The organism is Rhodococcus jostii NBRC 16295, from assembly GCF_001894825.1.
GTDB lineage: Bacteria > Actinomycetota > Actinomycetes > Mycobacteriales > Mycobacteriaceae > Rhodococcus_F > Rhodococcus_F jostii.
Genome location: NZ_BCWY01000039.1, coordinates 36,996 through 52,549, shown reverse-complemented (window position 1 = coordinate 52,549; position 15,554 = coordinate 36,996). Strand labels below are relative to the sequence as shown.

15 protein-coding genes are annotated in these 15,554 nt (G+C 67.8%); 9 read left to right on the top strand and 6 right to left on the bottom strand.

The window, feature by feature from the left end; translation table 11 throughout:
- Window positions 1–50: 50 nt before the first annotated feature.
- Window positions 51–1,217, top strand: a complete 1,167-nt coding sequence (locus RJ1_RS24255; RefSeq protein WP_073364639.1) for an FAD-binding oxidoreductase — start codon at window positions 51–53, stop codon at window positions 1,215–1,217.
- A gap of 10 nt (window positions 1,218–1,227) precedes the next feature.
- Here the strand turns inward: RJ1_RS24255 and RJ1_RS24250 are convergent, their stop codons facing one another.
- Together RJ1_RS24250 and RJ1_RS24245 are read right to left on the bottom strand one after the other, a co-directional pair.
- Window positions 1,228–1,980, bottom strand: a complete 753-nt coding sequence (locus RJ1_RS24250; protein ID WP_073364638.1) for an FAD-binding oxidoreductase — start codon at window positions 1,978–1,980, stop codon at window positions 1,228–1,230.
- Between the two features lie 61 nt (window positions 1,981–2,041).
- Complete coding sequence (locus RJ1_RS24245) at window positions 2,042–3,262, bottom strand: globin domain-containing protein (RefSeq protein WP_073364636.1); 1,221 nt, start codon at window positions 3,260–3,262, stop codon at window positions 2,042–2,044.
- Window positions 3,263–3,453: 191 nt separating this feature from the next.
- Between RJ1_RS24245 and RJ1_RS24240 the strand changes: the two genes are divergently transcribed.
- From RJ1_RS24240 to pyrE, 6 genes are all read left to right on the top strand, one after another.
- Window positions 3,454–4,488: an alpha/beta hydrolase gene (locus tag RJ1_RS24240; RefSeq protein ID WP_073364635.1), complete on the top strand. Its 1,035-nt coding sequence runs from the start codon at window positions 3,454–3,456 to the stop codon at window positions 4,486–4,488.
- A 168-nt stretch (window positions 4,489–4,656) separates the two neighbouring features.
- On the top strand, window positions 4,657–7,209 hold the full coding sequence (clpB, locus tag RJ1_RS24235; RefSeq protein WP_073364633.1) for an ATP-dependent chaperone ClpB: 2,553 nt from the start codon (window positions 4,657–4,659) through the stop codon (window positions 7,207–7,209).
- Window positions 7,210–7,354: 145 nt separating this feature from the next.
- Entirely contained in the window at window positions 7,355–8,314 is a 960-nt protein-coding gene (locus RJ1_RS24230) for a DUF5666 domain-containing protein (RefSeq protein ID WP_073364632.1), read from the top strand.
- Window positions 8,315–8,408: 94 nt separating this feature from the next.
- Window positions 8,409–9,131, top strand: coding sequence for a TtfA family protein (locus RJ1_RS24225; RefSeq protein WP_073364694.1), 723 nt, complete (start codon window positions 8,409–8,411; stop codon window positions 9,129–9,131).
- 67 nt (window positions 9,132–9,198) lie between these two features.
- Window positions 9,199–9,993: an SDR family NAD(P)-dependent oxidoreductase gene (locus RJ1_RS24220; RefSeq protein WP_073364630.1), complete on the top strand. Its 795-nt coding sequence runs from the start codon at window positions 9,199–9,201 to the stop codon at window positions 9,991–9,993.
- A gap of 20 nt (window positions 9,994–10,013) precedes the next feature.
- Window positions 10,014–10,544 (top strand): orotate phosphoribosyltransferase, encoded by a 531-nt coding sequence (pyrE, locus tag RJ1_RS24215; protein ID WP_073364629.1) that lies wholly within the window; start codon window positions 10,014–10,016, stop codon window positions 10,542–10,544.
- Window positions 10,545–10,601: 57 nt separating this feature from the next.
- Here pyrE and RJ1_RS24210 read toward each other — a convergent pair whose 3' ends face one another.
- The 3 genes from RJ1_RS24210 to RJ1_RS24200 all read right to left on the bottom strand — a co-directional run bounded on the left by RJ1_RS24210 (window position 10,602) and on the right by RJ1_RS24200 (window position 12,898).
- A complete protein-coding gene (locus RJ1_RS24210; protein ID WP_073364627.1) occupies window positions 10,602–11,864 on the bottom strand; it encodes an MFS transporter in 1,263 nt (420 codons plus the stop codon).
- A 39-nt stretch (window positions 11,865–11,903) separates the two neighbouring features.
- Window positions 11,904–12,344, bottom strand: coding sequence for a MarR family winged helix-turn-helix transcriptional regulator (locus RJ1_RS24205; protein ID WP_073364626.1), 441 nt, complete (start codon window positions 12,342–12,344; stop codon window positions 11,904–11,906).
- A gap of 98 nt (window positions 12,345–12,442) precedes the next feature.
- Window positions 12,443–12,898, bottom strand: a complete 456-nt coding sequence (locus tag RJ1_RS24200) for an SRPBCC family protein (protein WP_073364624.1) — start codon at window positions 12,896–12,898, stop codon at window positions 12,443–12,445.
- 335 nt (window positions 12,899–13,233) lie between these two features.
- Here RJ1_RS24200 and RJ1_RS24195 point away from each other — a divergent pair, with 335 nt between their 5' ends.
- Complete coding sequence (locus RJ1_RS24195; RefSeq protein WP_073364623.1) at window positions 13,234–13,731, top strand: DnaJ family domain-containing protein; 498 nt, start codon at window positions 13,234–13,236, stop codon at window positions 13,729–13,731.
- 3 nt (window positions 13,732–13,734) lie between these two features.
- On the opposite strand, the gene RJ1_RS24190 is transcribed toward RJ1_RS24195, so the two are convergent.
- Window positions 13,735–15,003: a benzoate/H(+) symporter BenE family transporter gene (locus RJ1_RS24190; protein ID WP_073364622.1), complete on the bottom strand. Its 1,269-nt coding sequence runs from the start codon at window positions 15,001–15,003 to the stop codon at window positions 13,735–13,737.
- A gap of 250 nt (window positions 15,004–15,253) precedes the next feature.
- Between RJ1_RS24190 and RJ1_RS24185 the strand changes: the two genes are divergently transcribed.
- Complete coding sequence (locus tag RJ1_RS24185; protein ID WP_073364620.1) at window positions 15,254–15,547, top strand: hypothetical protein; 294 nt, start codon at window positions 15,254–15,256, stop codon at window positions 15,545–15,547.
- Window positions 15,548–15,554 lie beyond the last annotated feature (7 nt).

The window sequence follows — 15,554 nt, the reverse complement described above, 5'->3', positions numbered from 1 at the left end:
CCCAAGTACTTCGCGGCGGGGCCGCGTTCAGTCGGTGACGAGGATGCGCGGTGGATTCACAGGCAATATCGCTGGTCCGGTCGAGTTTCAAGGCCATCGCGGCAGTGCCGGACGGGCCGCAGGCGCTCTCGCGGTCCTTCTATGCCCTGCTGTTCGCGCGGTATCCCGAAGCTCGCGACTTCTTCCCCGCCGCCATGGACGAGCAACGCGACCGGCTGATCGCTGCCGTCCAGTACGTGATCGAGCGACTCGAGGAGGACTCCGGGCAGATCCTCGCCTACCTCGCCCAGCTCGGCCGGGACCACCGCAAGTACGGGATCGAGGACAAGCACTACGTCGCCGTCGGCAACTCCCTGATCGCCGCGGTCGAACAGTTCCCCTCGACCGAGCCGTGGACCGACGAACTCGAGCAGGCCTGGCGCGACGTCCTCGCGGTCGTCGCCGCCACCATGATGGATGCGGCCAACGCCGAGAGTGGCCCGCCGGCGTGGGGCGCGACCGTGCTCGAACACCTCCCGGTCCGGAAGGACGTCTCGATCGTCCGCCTCCAACTCGACGAACCGATGACGTACACCGCCGGTCAGTACGTGAGCGTTCAGGTCCCGTCGCGTCCCCGGATGTGGCGGTACCTGTCGCCCGCCAACCCGGCCAACGACCAGGGCATCATCGAATTCCATGTCCGCCGCGTGTCGGGTGGCTGGGTCAGCCCCGCCATCGTCGGTCAGACCCTCGTCGGCGAGCGGTGGGTCGTCGGATCCCCGCTCGGCGACCTCGGGGTCCGTTACGACAACGGTCGCGACATCCTGATGATCGGGTCGGGCACGGGGATCGCCCCGCTGCGCGCGCAGATCCTCCAGATGTCGCACCGCGGCCAGGACCGCCGGGTCCATCTGTTCTTCGCCGGCCGGTACCCCTGCGACCTCTACGACCTGGGCACCCTGTGGGCGCTCGCGGAGCAGAATCCGTGGCTGACCGTCGTCCCGGTCACCGAGGAGGACGAGGACCCGTGGTGGTACACCGGGCCGAGCAGCGCCACACTGCCCGGCATGCACCGCAGACTGACCGGCAAGGTCGGGCAGGTCGTCGCCGACTTCGGCACGTGGGCCGAGCGCGACATCCAACTCGTGGGCTCCGAGGCGATGATCAACACCACCAAGTTCCGGCTGCACGCGGCGGGGACTCCGCCGGAGAACATCCGGCACGACCCGTCCTACTGATCGGCCAGGCTCAGTACGGGTCGAACTGAATGTTCTCCGTGGGTGTTCCGGTGTCCCGGAGACGGTCGAGGGTGGCGCGGACCATCGCTGCCGACCCGCACACCAGCACCTGGTGCTCGGTGAACGCGCCGTAGGACGTCACGACGTCGGGCAGCGTGCCCTCGATGAGGTCGTCCTCGGTGAACCCCACATCCACTCTGGTGCGCTCGTACCATTCGTCGGTCCAGTCGGGATTCACGACGTTCTCCACGACGGGAATGACGGTGAGCCACGGCAGGTTCTGCAGCAGCAGGTAGAGCATGTCGGACGCGTAGAGATCCCGCGGCGTCCGGTCGCCCGTGAACAGAAACACTCGCGGCGGATTCGGCCGACGCGACAGATCCAGCAGGATCGACCGGAACGGGGCCAGGCCGGTGCCGCCGGCGATCATGATGACGTCCGGTCCGTCCTCGTCGACGGACATGGTGCCGCGAGGTTCGAGGATCTGCCACTGATCGCCGGGCGAGGTGTCGGTGACGATGTCGCCGCTGACCCAGCCACCCGGGACCGTGCGAACGTGGAATTCGAGCTTGCCGTCCAGCGACGGGGGAAGCGCGGGGGAGAGCCTTCGGAGTAGCCGCGGGTTCTGGGGCACGCTCACGTCCACGTACTGGCCCGGCTGGAAGGGAACGTAGTCGCCGACGAGACGGACCACGGCGAGGTCGTGCCGCAAACGATGATGTTCGACGACGGTGCTGGTCCAGGTGGTCTGCGTGGCTTGCATGGCGTGATGCTCTCCCGACTGTCGAACCGGATTGCGGAGTGGGCGGCGACTGGCCGCGCGGCTAGATCAAGGGGTCGTGCCGGATCAGTTCGGGTGGGGTACCGCCGCCCTGCAAGGCATACATGGTGGTCTTGATCATCGCCGGCGAACCGGAGATCTGGATCTGCCGATCCGCCCACGACCCGAACCGGGCGACGACGCGTCCGAGTTGTCCCTGGAGTCGCTGATGCAACCCCGGCGGCGCCTCGGGGGCCGGGGCCGTGTGCCACCAGGGGTCCTCGTCCTCCTCGGACACGGGAACGACGGTCAGCCACGGATTGCTCAACGACAGGTGCCACAGGGTCTCGATGTCGTACAGGTCGCACGGGTACTTGCCCCCCACGAACATGTGGACCCGCGGATTGTTCGACCGCATCGCCATTTCCATCACCTGTGCGCGCAGCGGGGCGATGCCCGTTCCCGAACCGATCATCAGGACGTCCTGCCCGCTGTCCCGGTCGACCTCGAGACCACCCAGGGGGGAGCTGAGCAACCACCGGTCGCCGACCTGCGTCTCGTTGACGATGGCGGGGCTCACCCACCCGCCCGACACGCGGCGCACATGGAATTCGAGCTGCCCGTACGGGTTGGCGGGGATGGCCGCCGACAGATAGCGCCACATGCGGGGCCGTTGCGGGATCTGGACGCTGAGGTACTGGCCGGCGCCGTAGGGGATGGGGGAGTCGGTCTCGAGGCGGACGATCGCGAGGTCGTCGAGGCGGCGTTCGTGATCGACGACGGTGGCGCCCCACGCGGCGGGCAGGTCGTCGTTCTCGGCGGCGTCGGCCATCGTGTGCAGGAGGAGGTCGAGCAGTTCCGTCCAGGCCGCAGTCAGCGAGGGCGTCCAGATGGCCTTGGTGAAGGAACTCCGCACCGCCACGAGCAGCGCGTTGCGCGACGCGAAGTAGTGCCTGCCGTCGACGCCGTACTTGCGGTGGTCACGGCCGAGCTGGCTGAGGAAACCGAGAACGCGATCCGCGTCCTCGAGGTTGTCGATGACGAACTGCAGCGCCTGGAACAGTCGATGACCCTGCTGATCCAGCGCGGCCGGGAAGAGTGCGCGGAAGTCGGGGTGCTCGGCGAACAGGGTGGAATAGAACGTGGTGGTGAGCCGGCCGTGTCCCTGGTCGGCGGACACGATCGACGAAAAGCTGGCGCGCAGACGCGAAATCACGAGCGGATCGAGGCAATCTCGTGTCAAGCCGTCCCCTGTTTGCGTGCGTGGTGATGCGAACACCCGCATTCTAGCCGTCTCTCGCGCGGACCTCGGGTTACGGCAACGGCCGCTTCGGCGTGCACGCCCGGTAATTCGGTGGGTCGCCAGTGAGCCGTGACCACCGGCAAGGCACGATGCATCCAGTAATGAGGCAGCGTTACCGAGGGGGGCCCATGAGAGTTGGCTGTGCGCGGGATCGTGGTCGGTTTCGTCCGGGGATGTCCAGTTCGGTCCGCGTTGGCCGGACTGCCGCTGTCGTGGCGGCCGTGACGCTGACGATGATCAGCGGCGGCAGCGTCGTCTCCGCGGAGCCACGGGCGACGATCGAGTCGATCTCGGCCGACGAGGCGCCCGACGGTTCGCGGTTGGTCGAGGTCATCCCCGTGGGCGAATCGCAGCTGAACTTCACCGTCCATTCGACCGCCATGGACAAGGACGTCACCGTCCGTGTCATCCGGGCCACGTCGGAGAAGCGCCCCACCGTCTACATGCTCGGCGGCGTGGAGGGGAACTCCGAACGGTACGGCTGGGAGCAGAAGGCGGACGTCGAGAAATTCTTCTCCGACAAGAATGTCAACGTGGTCATCCCGTTCGGCGGGCAGTCCAGTTATTACGCGGACTGGCAGCGTGACGACCCGAAGCTGGGGCGGAACAAATGGCAGACGTTCCTGACGAAGGAACTGCCGCCCATCGTGGACTCGGCGCTCGAGACGAGCGGGAAGAACGCCATCGCCGGGCTGTCCATGTCGGCCACCAGCGTCCTCAACCTCGCGATCTCCAGGCCCGGGCTCTACGAGAGCGTCGGTGCGTACAGCGGGTGCGCGATGACGAGCGACCCGGTGGCTCGCCGGTTCGTCGAGATCACGGTCTCGGATTTCGGCGGCAACCCCGAGAACATGTGGGGTTCGGCAAACGATCCGCTGTGGGCCGCGAACGATCCGTACGTCAACGCCGAGAAACTTCGGGGCACCACCCTCTACATCTCCAACGGCAGCGGGCTACCGGGACCGTACGACACCCTCGACGCCCAGACCGTCGGCGGCGACCGGCGCACTCTCGCGACGCAGGTCGTCGTGGGCGGTGTCCTCGAGGCCGTCACCAACGACTGCACGACGCGGCTGGCCGAGAAACTCCACGCCCTGGACATCCCGGCGACGGTGGACCTCCGGCCGGTCGGCACTCACTCGTGGGGGTACTGGCGGGACGACCTCGCCTCGTCATGGCCGATGATGGCGGCCGCGATCGAGGCCTGACATCTCGCCCCGCGAGGCGTCGCAAGGCGACATGATGGGGGTAGCGGAAAAATTCCAAAGTTGAGCGGAACAGACTCAACCCTTCGCGCGTTAAGAATGATGACAGCGTCGCCACGCGCCCCACGGCCGCGGGCGGCGAACCGCTCTACAACGCCAAAGAGGTGACCAGTGGACTCGTTCAATCCGACCACCAAGACCCAGGCCGCGATGACCGCTGCGCTCCAGTCGGCGTCGTCGGCCGGTAATCCCGACATCAGGCCCGCGCATCTGCTCGTGGCCCTGCTCGATCAGACCGACGGCATCGCCGCCCCGCTGCTCAAGGCGGTCGGCGTCGATCCCACCGTGGTCCATCGTGAAGCGCAGGATCTCGTCGACCGGCTCCCCAAGACGACGGGCGCCACGACCACACCGCAGCTCGGCCGCGAGGCCCTCGCCGCACTCACCGCAGCACAGCACCTCGCCACCGAACTCGACGACGAGTACGTGTCGACGGAACACCTGATGGTTGGACTCGCCTCGGGTGAGTCGGACGTGGCGGGACTGCTGAAGCGGCACGGCGCCACCCCCGAGGCGCTGCGTGACGCGTTCACCACCGTCCGCGGCAGTGCCCGCGTCACCAGCCCGGATCCCGAGGGGACCTACCAGGCGCTCGAGAAGTACTCCACCGACCTCACCGCCCTGGCCCGCAACGGCAAGCTGGACCCGGTGATCGGCCGGGACACCGAGATCCGCCGCGTCGTGCAGGTCCTCAGCCGCCGGACCAAGAACAACCCGGTGCTGATCGGCGAGCCCGGCGTCGGCAAGACGGCCATTGTCGAGGGGCTCGCCCAGCGCATCGTCGCAGGCGACGTTCCGGAATCGCTGCGCGGCAAGTCGGTGATCTCCCTCGACCTCGGATCGATGGTCGCGGGCGCCAAGTACCGCGGCGAGTTCGAGGAGCGGCTCAAGGCCGTCCTGGACGACATCAAGAACTCGGCCGGTCAGGTCATCACGTTCATCGACGAGCTCCACACCATCGTCGGTGCAGGTGCCACCGGTGAGTCGGCGATGGACGCGGGCAACATGATCAAGCCGATGCTCGCCCGCGGCGAGCTGCGGCTCGTCGGCGCGACCACGCTCGACGAGTACCGCAAGTACATCGAGAAGGACGCCGCCCTCGAGCGTCGCTTCCAGCAGGTGCTGGTGGGTGAACCGTCCGTGGAGGACACCGTCGGCATCCTGCGCGGGCTCAAGGAGCGGTACGAGGTGCACCACGGTGTGCGCATCACCGACTCCGCGCTCGTCGCCGCCGCCACACTCAGCGACCGCTACATCACGTCCCGGTTCCTCCCGGACAAGGCGATCGACCTCGTGGACGAGGCCGCGTCCCGGCTGCGGATGGAGATCGACTCGCGACCCGAGGAAATCGACTCCGTCGAACGCATCGTCCGCCGCCTCGAGATCGAGGAGATGGCGCTGCAGAAGGAATCCGACGCGGCGTCGAAGGACCGGCTCGAGAAGCTGCGTCAGGAGCTGGCCGACGAACGGGAGAAGCTGAATCAGCTGACCACCCGCTGGCAGAACGAGAAGCAGGCCATCGACTCCGTCCGCGGGGTCAAGGAGCAGCTCGAAACCCTGCGCGGCGAGGAGGAACGCGCCGAACGCGACGGCGACCTCGGGCGCGCTGCGGAGCTGCGGTACGGCCGCATCCCGCAGCTCGAGAAGGAACTCGAGCAGGCGGCCCGCGAGTCCGGAGCCGCCGCCGACGGTGACGTCATGCTCAAGGAGGAAGTGGGTCCCGACGACGTCGCCGACGTGGTCGCGGCATGGACCGGCATTCCCGCCGGCCGCATGATGGAAGGCGAGACGGCCAAACTGCTGCGCATGGAGTCCGAACTGGGCAAGCGGGTCGTCGGTCAGGAAGAGGCCGTCGTCGCCGTGTCGGATGCGGTCCGCCGCGCCCGCGCCGGAGTCGCCGACCCCAACCGGCCCACCGGTTCGTTCCTGTTCCTCGGACCCACCGGCGTCGGCAAGACGGAGCTCGCGAAGTCCCTCGCCGACTTCCTGTTCGACGACGAACGCGCCATGGTCCGCATCGACATGTCCGAGTACAGCGAGAAGCACTCGGTGGCCCGGCTCGTCGGCGCCCCGCCCGGATACGTCGGGTACGAGGCGGGCGGCCAGCTCACCGAGGCCGTGCGGCGGCGTCCGTACACGGTGGTGCTGTTCGACGAGGTGGAGAAGGCGCACCCCGACGTCTTCGACATTCTGCTCGCCGTCCTCGACGAAGGCCGGCTGACGGACGGGCAGGGACGCACCGTCGACTTCCGCAACACCATCCTGATCCTCACGTCCAACCTCGGTGCGGGTGGATCACGCGAGCAGGTGATGGATGCGGTGCGGCGCGCGTTCAAGCCGGAGTTCATCAACCGGCTCGACGATGTCGTGATCTTCGAACCGCTCACCGAAGAGCAGCTCGAATCCATCGTCGACATCCAGCTCGACCAGCTGTCCCGCCGGCTCGCGGCGCGGCGACTGACGCTGGATGTGTCCGATTCGGCCCGCTTCTGGCTGGCCGTGCGCGGCTACGACCCCATGTACGGGGCCCGGCCGCTGCGCCGGCTGATCCAGCAGGCCATCGGCGACCAGCTCGCGAAGCTGCTGCTCGCCGGTGACGTCAAGGACGGTGACACCGTCCCCGTCAAGGTGTCCGAGACCGGGGACGCGCTCGTCCTCGGCTGACCACCCCAGGTGAGTGGCACGGTGTGCTCCCGCACACCGTGCCACTCACCTGTGTATTCACAGCGATGTCTTAAGTTTCGCCGTTACCCTGGACCCTCCGTAACTGCAGGACACCGGCCACACGAACCCGAGGGAGGGGCCGATCATGACGAACCCCGACGATCCGCGTACCCCGCAGGAACGCGCGTACGACGGCACGGAGTCGTGGAGACCGGACGGCACGGAGTCGTGGACGCCGGACGGAACGGAGTCCGACCCCACCCAAGCCTGGTCGCGGCAGGACCAGCCGACCGAGAACATCGGCTCGCCCGAGCAGCGCACGGAGCACATGGGTCCGGCCGGCCGGCCGACCGAGCAGTTCTACACGTCCGACCCGACCACGGCGTACGGGCAGAATCAGCCCCACCCGACGCAGGCCTACCCGGCCTACGACCCGCGGTACGACCAGCAGGCTCCGCCGCCGAACGCCACCCAGGCGTACCCGCCCTACGATGCCCAGCAGTACCAGGGCGGCTATCCGACGGGTCAGTACCCGAACGCCCAGTACCCGAACGCCCAGTACCCGGGCTCGCAGTACCAGGCGCCGGCCGCCGAGGGCGCCGGGGAGAAGAAGCCCCGCCGGATCGGCACGTGGATCGCGGCCGCGGCGGCGGCGCTGCTGCTGATCGCCGTCATCGGCTTCGGTGTCGCCCTCTTCACGACCGCGCCGAACAACTCCTCGAGCACCACGGCGGCGGGCCCGACTACGTCCCGACCACCCGCCACCACCGCGCCGCCGAAGACGACACCACCGCCGTCGACCACGTCGGAGTCGCCGCTCGACCAACTCCCCGGCGGCATCGGTGAGGCCATCGGCGCGGCGGGCGCCGCGTTCGGAACGATCAGCGCCAACGACGGCTCCACTCTCACCCTCGACGTCATCGGCGGTTCCCAGGTGACGGTCCAGACGAACGCGCAGACGAATGTGATCGCACTCGACGGCGCGACGGTCGCCGACCTGAAGCCCGGATTCACCGTCATGGTTCAGGGAACGAAGGTCGAGAACGGCACGATGACGGCCGAGACGATCATCAGCACCGAACTGCCGAAGCTCGGCGGCAACTGAGTTGACGAGTCCGGGCAAAACCGACACGGGGTGTCCCGGTACCGCCTACCCTCGTTACGCCGTCGACTCGCTAGGCTGATCATCGATGACCGGAATGTGGTTCGTACTGGCGTTGATCGCACTCGCAGGCGCGTGCGCGCTGCTCTATTTCGATCGCTCGCGTCGTGATCAGACGGGTCGGGTGCGGCAGATCTGGGCCAAGGCCCAGGGCTACACCTACGACAACGTCGAAGACCGGCTGCCGGCCCAGTTCCACCGCGCCGCACTGGCCAAGCAGGAGTACCTCAGCGCCATCGACGTCGTGAAGGGCGAACGCCGGGGTGAGTCGTTCATCCTGTTCGACCTCGAGGAGACCGCGACCATCGTCGCGGTGCGTCGCCGGGTGGGTTCGGACGTCGACATCGACCTGCGGCTCAAGTCGACCCCGCCGCCGAAGGATTCGGATCTCGAACTCCTCGGGGCCATCGGACCGCGGGTGGTGTTCGCCACCGACCTCGAGATCGCCCGCAGGGTCTGCGATCAGCGCATGGTCGCGTTCACCGAGTCGGTGCCGCCGCACGTGAACATGCTGTGGAGCGAAGGCGAATGGACCCTCGGTTCGCTGCCCATCGGCAGCAGCGGACGGGAGTGGGATTCGGCCATCGAGGCCGTCGCCCGGCTGTCCGGCATCCTGCACGTCCTGCCCCCGGTCACCGAGCCGCGTGGACTCGACCGCGGGCATCACGACCCGAGCAGGCCGCGACTGCGGGAAGGCGCCCCGGCTGACGCGCGGCCCGCGCCACCACGCAAGCCGGCCCCAGGCGCTCCGCGCCCGTGAGTGCCTGAGGAGTCCCAGGACTCGTCAACCGCGCACAGGCGGGCAGTGCCTTGCTACCGTCACCGGTATGTCGACGCCCCCCAGTTCCGCCCGACCTGTTGCCCTCGTCACCGGCCCGACTTCGGGGCTCGGTGCCGGCTTCGCGAGGAAGTTCGCTTCTCTCGGTTACGACCTCGTGCTCGTCGCCCGTGACGAGACCCGCCTCCGCGCCCTCGCCGACGAGATGAAGGCGTTGTTCGACACCGAATCCGAGATCCTGCAAGCCGATCTGGCGACGGCGTCCGGGCGCGAGGAAGTGGCGCAGCGACTCGGCAAGGGCGTCGAGGTGCTCGTCAACAACGCTGGATTCGGCACCTCGGGTGAATTCTGGACCGCGACGCCGGAGCTGTTGCAGTCCCAGCTGGACGTCAACGTCACCGCCGTGATGCAGCTGACCCGCGCGGCGTTGCCCGGCATGATCGCGGCGGCCAACGGCACCGTCGTCAACGTGGCGAGCGTTGCCGGCCTGCTGTCCGGGCGGGGATCGACCTATTCGGCGAGCAAGGCGTACGTCATCTCGTTCTCCGAGGGTTTGGCGAACGGGCTGGGCGGCACGGGGGTGCGGATCCAGGCGCTGTGCCCCGGGTTCATCCGCACCGAGTTCCACGAGCGCGCGGGCATCGAGATGAGCTCGATTCCGAAGCCCATGTGGCTGAGCGTCGATCAGGTGGTCGCGGCGTCGCTGTCCGATCTGGAGAACGGCAAGGTCGTCAGCATCCCCGGCGTGCAGTACAAGGTCCTCACGACCGTCGGTCGTCTCGTCCCGAAGAGTCTGGTCCGGCGGTTGACCAACGTGTTCGGCCGGGGGCGTGCCCGCACGTAGGACTGGGTAGGGTTTCGGGCATGAGTGATCGCGAGGATCTGGCCGCGTTGGTGCGTGAGCTGGCTGTTGTGCACGGCAAGGTGACGTTGTCTTCGGGCAAGGAAGCCGACTACTACGTGGATCTGCGCCGCGCCACATTGCATCACGAGGCCGGCCCGCTGATCGGGAAGCTGCTGCGTGAACTGGTGGCGGACTGGGATTTCGACGCCGTCGGCGGGCTGACGATGGGCGCCGACCCGGTGGCGATGGCCGTGATGCACGCTCCGGGCAGGCCGATCGATTCGTTCGTGGTGCGCAAGGCGGCGAAGGCGCACGGGATGCAGCGGCAGATCGAGGGTCCGGACGTCGTCGGCAAGCGCGTCCTGGTGGTCGAGGACACGACCACCACGGGTAACTCCCCACTCACCGCGGTGAAGGCGCTGCGGGACGTCGGGGCGATCGTCGTCGGTGTCGCGACTGTCGTCGACCGGGCGACCGGGGCCGACGAGATCATCGCGGCCGAGGGGCTCGAGTACCGCTCGCTGCTCGGTCTTCCCGACCTGAACCTCTGACCACACAGGTGAGTGGCGAAGCGTGCCGGGGCACACTTCGCCACTCACCTGGGGTTGTCAGTCGGCGTCGGCGGCCGTGACGGCCAGTGCTTCCTCGACGCTGTGCGGTTCCGGGTCGTGGTCGTCGACGTGGGCGAGGACCTTGCGTCCGGTCGCCAGCACGAGGATCGCGGCGGCGGTGCAGGCGGCGCCGACCCAGAACGGCATGTGCATGTTGCTCTCACCGAGCTTGCCCGCGACCCACGGTGCTGCGGCGCCACCGACGAAGCGGACGAAGCTGTACGCCGCGGACGCCGTCGACCGCTCGACGGGAGCGGAGATCATCACGGTCTCGGTGATGAGGGTGTTGTTGACACCGAGGAAGAGCCCGGCGAGCACGACACCGACGATCAGCACGGTCTTGCTGTCGGTGAATGCGGCCATCATGGCGAGGTCGAGGGCGAACAGCGCCAGGGCCAGCATCATCATCGGCAGGGTGCCGAAGCGTCGCTGCAGCCGCGGGGCGAGGAACACCGATGCGATCGCCAGTGCGAGTCCCCACCCGAAGAAGATGAATCCGATCGAGTACGTGCCCATGTCGAGCGGGAACGGCGTGTACGCGAGCAGTGTGAAGAAGCCGTAGTTGTAGAGCAGTGCGGTGATCGCGACGGTGAACAGGCCGCGGTGGCGCAAGGCGAGGAACGGCGCGGCGATCGACGTGCGGTGCTCCGGTTTCGGGGCGGATGGCAGCATCACGACGATGAGGATGAACGCGACGGCCATCAGGGCGGCGACGCCGAAGAACGGTGCGCGCCAGCTGATGTTGCCGAGGACTCCGCCGACCAGCGGGCCGACGGCGATGCCGATGCCCAGTGCGGCCTCGTACAGGATGATGGCCCGTGCGACGCCGCCGCTGGCCGCGCCGACGATGGCTGCGAGCGCGGTGGCGATGAAGAGGGCGTTACCCAGGCCCCAGCCGGCGCGGAAACCGACGATCTGGTCGATGGTGCCGGAGCTTCCGGCAAGCGCCGCGAACACGACGATGACGGCGAGACCGGTGAGGAGCGTCTTCTTGGCGCCGATCCGGCTCGACACCACTCCGGTGATGAGCATTGCGACGCCGGTGACCAGCATGTAGCTGGTGAACAGCAGTGACACCTGGGACGGCGTCGCGTCCAGTTGTTCGCCGATGGGCTTGAGGATGGGGTCCACGAGGCCGATTCCCATGAAGGCGATGACGCTGGCGAAGGCGACTGCCCAGACCGATTTCGGCTGGTGGAGGAGGCTTGGCGGTGCCTCGCTGGATGTGCTGTTCGTGACGGTCGTGGTGCTCACGGCCACCTCCTTCGGGGTACGTCGGGGTGTTGTGACGGTGGGTTGTCAGGAACGGGCTGACGACTGGACGATCGACCGCAGTTCCGACAGGCCCTGCGTCAGTCGTTCGAGTTGCTCGGCTTCGAGGTCCGCGAAGTGCGGGGCGAGTGCGCCCGCGATCTCGTGGCGGGCGACGGTCAGCCATTCGCGTCCCGGGTTCGTGATGGACACTCGGACCGCCCGGGCATCGTCCGGGTCGGGCCGGCGGGCTACGTAGCCGCGGTCGGCCAGCTTCTGGAGCAGGGCGGTGGCGGACGGTTGCGAGCATCGGTCGATGCGGGCGAACTCGCTGATGCGGAGCTCGCCGTGGTCGTCGAGCAGGGCGAGCGCACGTGTCCACGGCCGGGGGTGATCCTCGGATCCGAAGGAGCTCGCGAGCCTGGTGAATCGGTGAGAATTCGTGACCAGGTCGACGAGCAGGCTCTGCAGCCGTGTGTCGTCGTCCATGGAAAAGATGTTACATAGGCTAACTATCTATGTATACAGGTGCCGGCTGTTCCACTCGTCACACGAGGGGAACAGCGGCACGGAGGCCGTGACGCGGGTCAGGCCGACCGGCCCGCGCCTTCCTCCATCTGACGCCGCAGCGTGGCCTCGGTGTGGCGGATCGCCTGCGCGACGAACGGTTCGATGATCCTGCCGAGCGCCTTGCCTGCGAGTCCGCCGGGAAGGTCGTAGCGGAAGTCGACGGTCAGGCGGGTCTCGGTCGCGCCGACGGCCTCGAACTGCCACCGCGAGTGCGTGTAGAGACCGTCGACGGCCTCGAGTTCGATCAGCGCATTCTGCTCCCACCCGGTGACCTTCACGACCGAGCCGAGGGTCTTGGGTCCGATCTTCATGGCGGCGTCGTACACCGCGCCGAGCCCGCGATCCCGTTCGCCGATCGGATCGAATCGGGTGATCCCGAACAGCCAGGACGGAACGTGGTGGTAGTCGTCGACGTAATCGAACGCGACTGCGACCGGTGCGCCGGCGACGGCGGTGTGATGGATCTCGATCATCGTGTCTTTCCTGAGGTGGCGAAGGGGGTGCTGGGTCTGGTATCCGGCGGCGGGTATAGTTAACTGAGACGAGGTGTCACAGTAAAAGGAAGAATGCGCAATGGCAAGTGCGCGCGGGCGGCGCGAGAAACGACTGTCCGGTGAGGACGGAAGCGACACGACACGAGAGAGCGATCGATGATCCCGGTGACGGGTGATCTGCGCCTGCATGGCCGCTACCGGCTCGAGGGCAACGCCGGTGGCGAGGTACTCACCTGTGATCGCGGCAGGCGACCGGACGACCGCGTTCTACACGGGAGCCGATCCCGAAGCGGGCTGAACCCGGCGCTGGAAGAATGGCGTTCGTGACCGAGCGCAAACCTCCCGGGGTGAGCTTCGAGAGCTGGATCGACAAGCAGATCCGGCTGGCTCAGGAGCGCGGCGACTTCGACGATCTCCCCGGCGCCGGTAAACCGATTCCCGCCGGCGACGTCGACGACGAACTGTGGTGGGTGAAGAACTACCTCCGCCGCGAGAATCTGCCCACCGACTCGTTGCTCCCCACGCCGCTGCAGTTGCGCAAGGAGATCGAACGGTTGCCCGACACGATCCGGGGTCTGCCGTCCGAACAGGCGGTGCGGGACGTGGTCGCCCAGCTCAACCTGCAGATCGTCGCCTGGTTGCGGGCGCCCTCCGGTCCACGGATCCCGGTGAGCCCCGTCGACGCGGACGAGGTCGTCGTCACCTGGCGGGAGCAGGGCAGGCCGGTACGGAAGCCGCCGGTGACGGCGCGCCCGGAACCGGAACCGGACCGACCCCCGGCCGTCACCCGGTGGTGGCGGCGGAAGCGGTGACAATCACGCGGTCCGGAAATCGCCCGATTCCATCACCCGGGACACCAGTAGTCCGGCGAGGAGCCCCCAGAATGCGGCCCCGATGTTCAGGAACTGCACGTTCGACACGGTCACCAGGAATGTCACGAGCGCACCGAGCGTGTATCGGGAGCTGAACGCGGCGACGAACGCACCCTGGAGCGCCCTGAGCATCGCCAGCCCGCCGAGCGTCGCGACGAATGCGACCGGGGTGGCCAGCATCAGCTGAACGAACAACGGGGCGAACACGCCGACGACCATCGCGAGCACACCGCAGACGACGGCGGCCGTGTAGTGCCTCACGCGCTGCCCCGATGCCACCAGCAGGGCGTTGGTCGGCCCCGTCAGACAGGTGGAGACGGCGCCGACCGCGGCCGAGGCGAGCGACCAGATCCCGCACGCGACGGTGGCGACGTTCATGGGTGCCGCGTGACCGGCCGACTTCAACACGGCCGCACCCTGGCCGTTCTGCACGACGATCACCGTGATCGTCAGCGGGACCACCAGTTCGGCGATCGCCTGCCAGGTGAACTGCGGGGCCTGCAGCATCGGTGCCGCGATCCAGTGCGTATCCGCACCGTCGAGGTGGAATCGACCGGTCATCGCCACCGCGGCAGCGCCGACGAGCAGGGCCCCGAGGATGGGCGGCATCCACCGGCCGAACGCGGCCCGGGACCCGAGGACGACGAACGCGACGACCATCGGAACGGCAACGGCCGCATCGGTTCCCACGGCACGGACCAGGTCGGTACCGAACTTCAGGAAGACTCCGGCCACCATGGCCATGACGATCGGCATCGGCAGCATGGCCATCACCTGCCGCACCCGCCCGGTCAGGCCGAGGGCGAGGATGAGGACTCCGCTGACGACGAACGCGCCGAGCACCTCGGGCCACGACAAGTGTGTGAGCGAGCCACCGACGATGATCGTGCCGGGGATCGTCCAGAAGAACGCGAGCGGCTGACGGTACAGCCAGCTGGCGAGCGCGGTCAGGATGCCGTTGAGGAAGAAGACGCCGAAGATCCACGATGCCATCTGCTGGGGCGACAGTCCGCCCGCGGAACCGGCGGCCAGGATCACGGCGACGGGCCCCGTCGCGGAGAAGATCAACCCGATCAGCCCGTTGGCGACGTAGGTCCCGCCGAGGTCGCCGATCAGGCGGCGCGGGCCGGCGGGCGGCCACGGTGGTCGTTCGAAGCGAGGGGTGCGGGTCGGCACGTCCTCGCTGCGAGTCGGTTCCTCGGTGGTCGTCATTCGAGGCCTTCCTGCTCCGGCAATACTCGCGCGATGTACGCAAAGCGGGCAATGATCCCGCATTGCGTACAACATCAGTGTGGTCCGGATCATAACCACCGCTCGCTCGTCGCTTCCACCGCGGGCCGCCGAACCCCTGGGTGTCACTGATTCCATCCCTTGGGGGTACGGACACCCGCGCGGCATCACGACACACTCGAAGCGTCGACCCGACACCCCCGCACCGACGAATCAGGCGAAGAAGAGCCACATGGTTGAACTCACTCGAATGCCCCGCGAAACCCGGACCGTCTACCTGCGGCGTACCGCCGCGGTGTCGGAGGGTGAATCCAAATCGGCTGTCGAACGGACGTCGACGTACCTGGCCTACGGGTTACTGGCGTTGTTCGGCGGACTCGGCGTCTTCGGAACGATCTGCTCGGTGGATGCACCTCCGGCCGGTCCGCGCATTGCCGTCGTCCAGACGGCGCCGACGCAGTCGCAGCCGCTCGACCTTCCGCAGGCCGCCCCCGCATCCCCGGATCCGAGGCCGCCGGGAGTCTGAGTTCGCG

Excerpts from the sequence above, each read along its gene's own strand:
- RJ1_RS24250 (WP_073364638.1), bottom strand. The coding sequence starts at position 1,980 with ATGCAAGCCACGCAGACCACCTGGACCAGCACCGTCGTCGAACATCAT.
- RJ1_RS24245 (WP_073364636.1), bottom strand. The coding sequence starts at position 3,262 with ATGCGGGTGTTCGCATCACCACGCACGCAAACAGGGGACGGCTTGACA.
- RJ1_RS24240 (WP_073364635.1), top strand. The coding sequence starts at position 3,454 with ATGTCCAGTTCGGTCCGCGTTGGCCGGACTGCCGCTGTCGTGGCGGCC.
- RJ1_RS24230 (WP_073364632.1), top strand. The coding sequence starts at position 7,355 with ATGACGAACCCCGACGATCCGCGTACCCCGCAGGAACGCGCGTACGAC.
- RJ1_RS24225 (WP_073364694.1), top strand. The coding sequence starts at position 8,409 with ATGTGGTTCGTACTGGCGTTGATCGCACTCGCAGGCGCGTGCGCGCTG.
- RJ1_RS24220 (WP_073364630.1), top strand. The coding sequence starts at position 9,199 with ATGTCGACGCCCCCCAGTTCCGCCCGACCTGTTGCCCTCGTCACCGGC.
- pyrE (WP_073364629.1), top strand. The coding sequence starts at position 10,014 with ATGAGTGATCGCGAGGATCTGGCCGCGTTGGTGCGTGAGCTGGCTGTT.
- RJ1_RS24205 (WP_073364626.1), bottom strand. The coding sequence starts at position 12,344 with ATGGACGACGACACACGGCTGCAGAGCCTGCTCGTCGACCTGGTCACG.
- RJ1_RS24200 (WP_073364624.1), bottom strand. The coding sequence starts at position 12,898 with ATGATCGAGATCCATCACACCGCCGTCGCCGGCGCACCGGTCGCAGTC.
- RJ1_RS24195 (WP_073364623.1), top strand. The coding sequence starts at position 13,234 with ATGGCGTTCGTGACCGAGCGCAAACCTCCCGGGGTGAGCTTCGAGAGC.
- RJ1_RS24190 (WP_073364622.1), bottom strand. The coding sequence starts at position 15,003 with ATGACGACCACCGAGGAACCGACTCGCAGCGAGGACGTGCCGACCCGC.
- RJ1_RS24185 (WP_073364620.1), top strand. The coding sequence starts at position 15,254 with ATGGTTGAACTCACTCGAATGCCCCGCGAAACCCGGACCGTCTACCTG.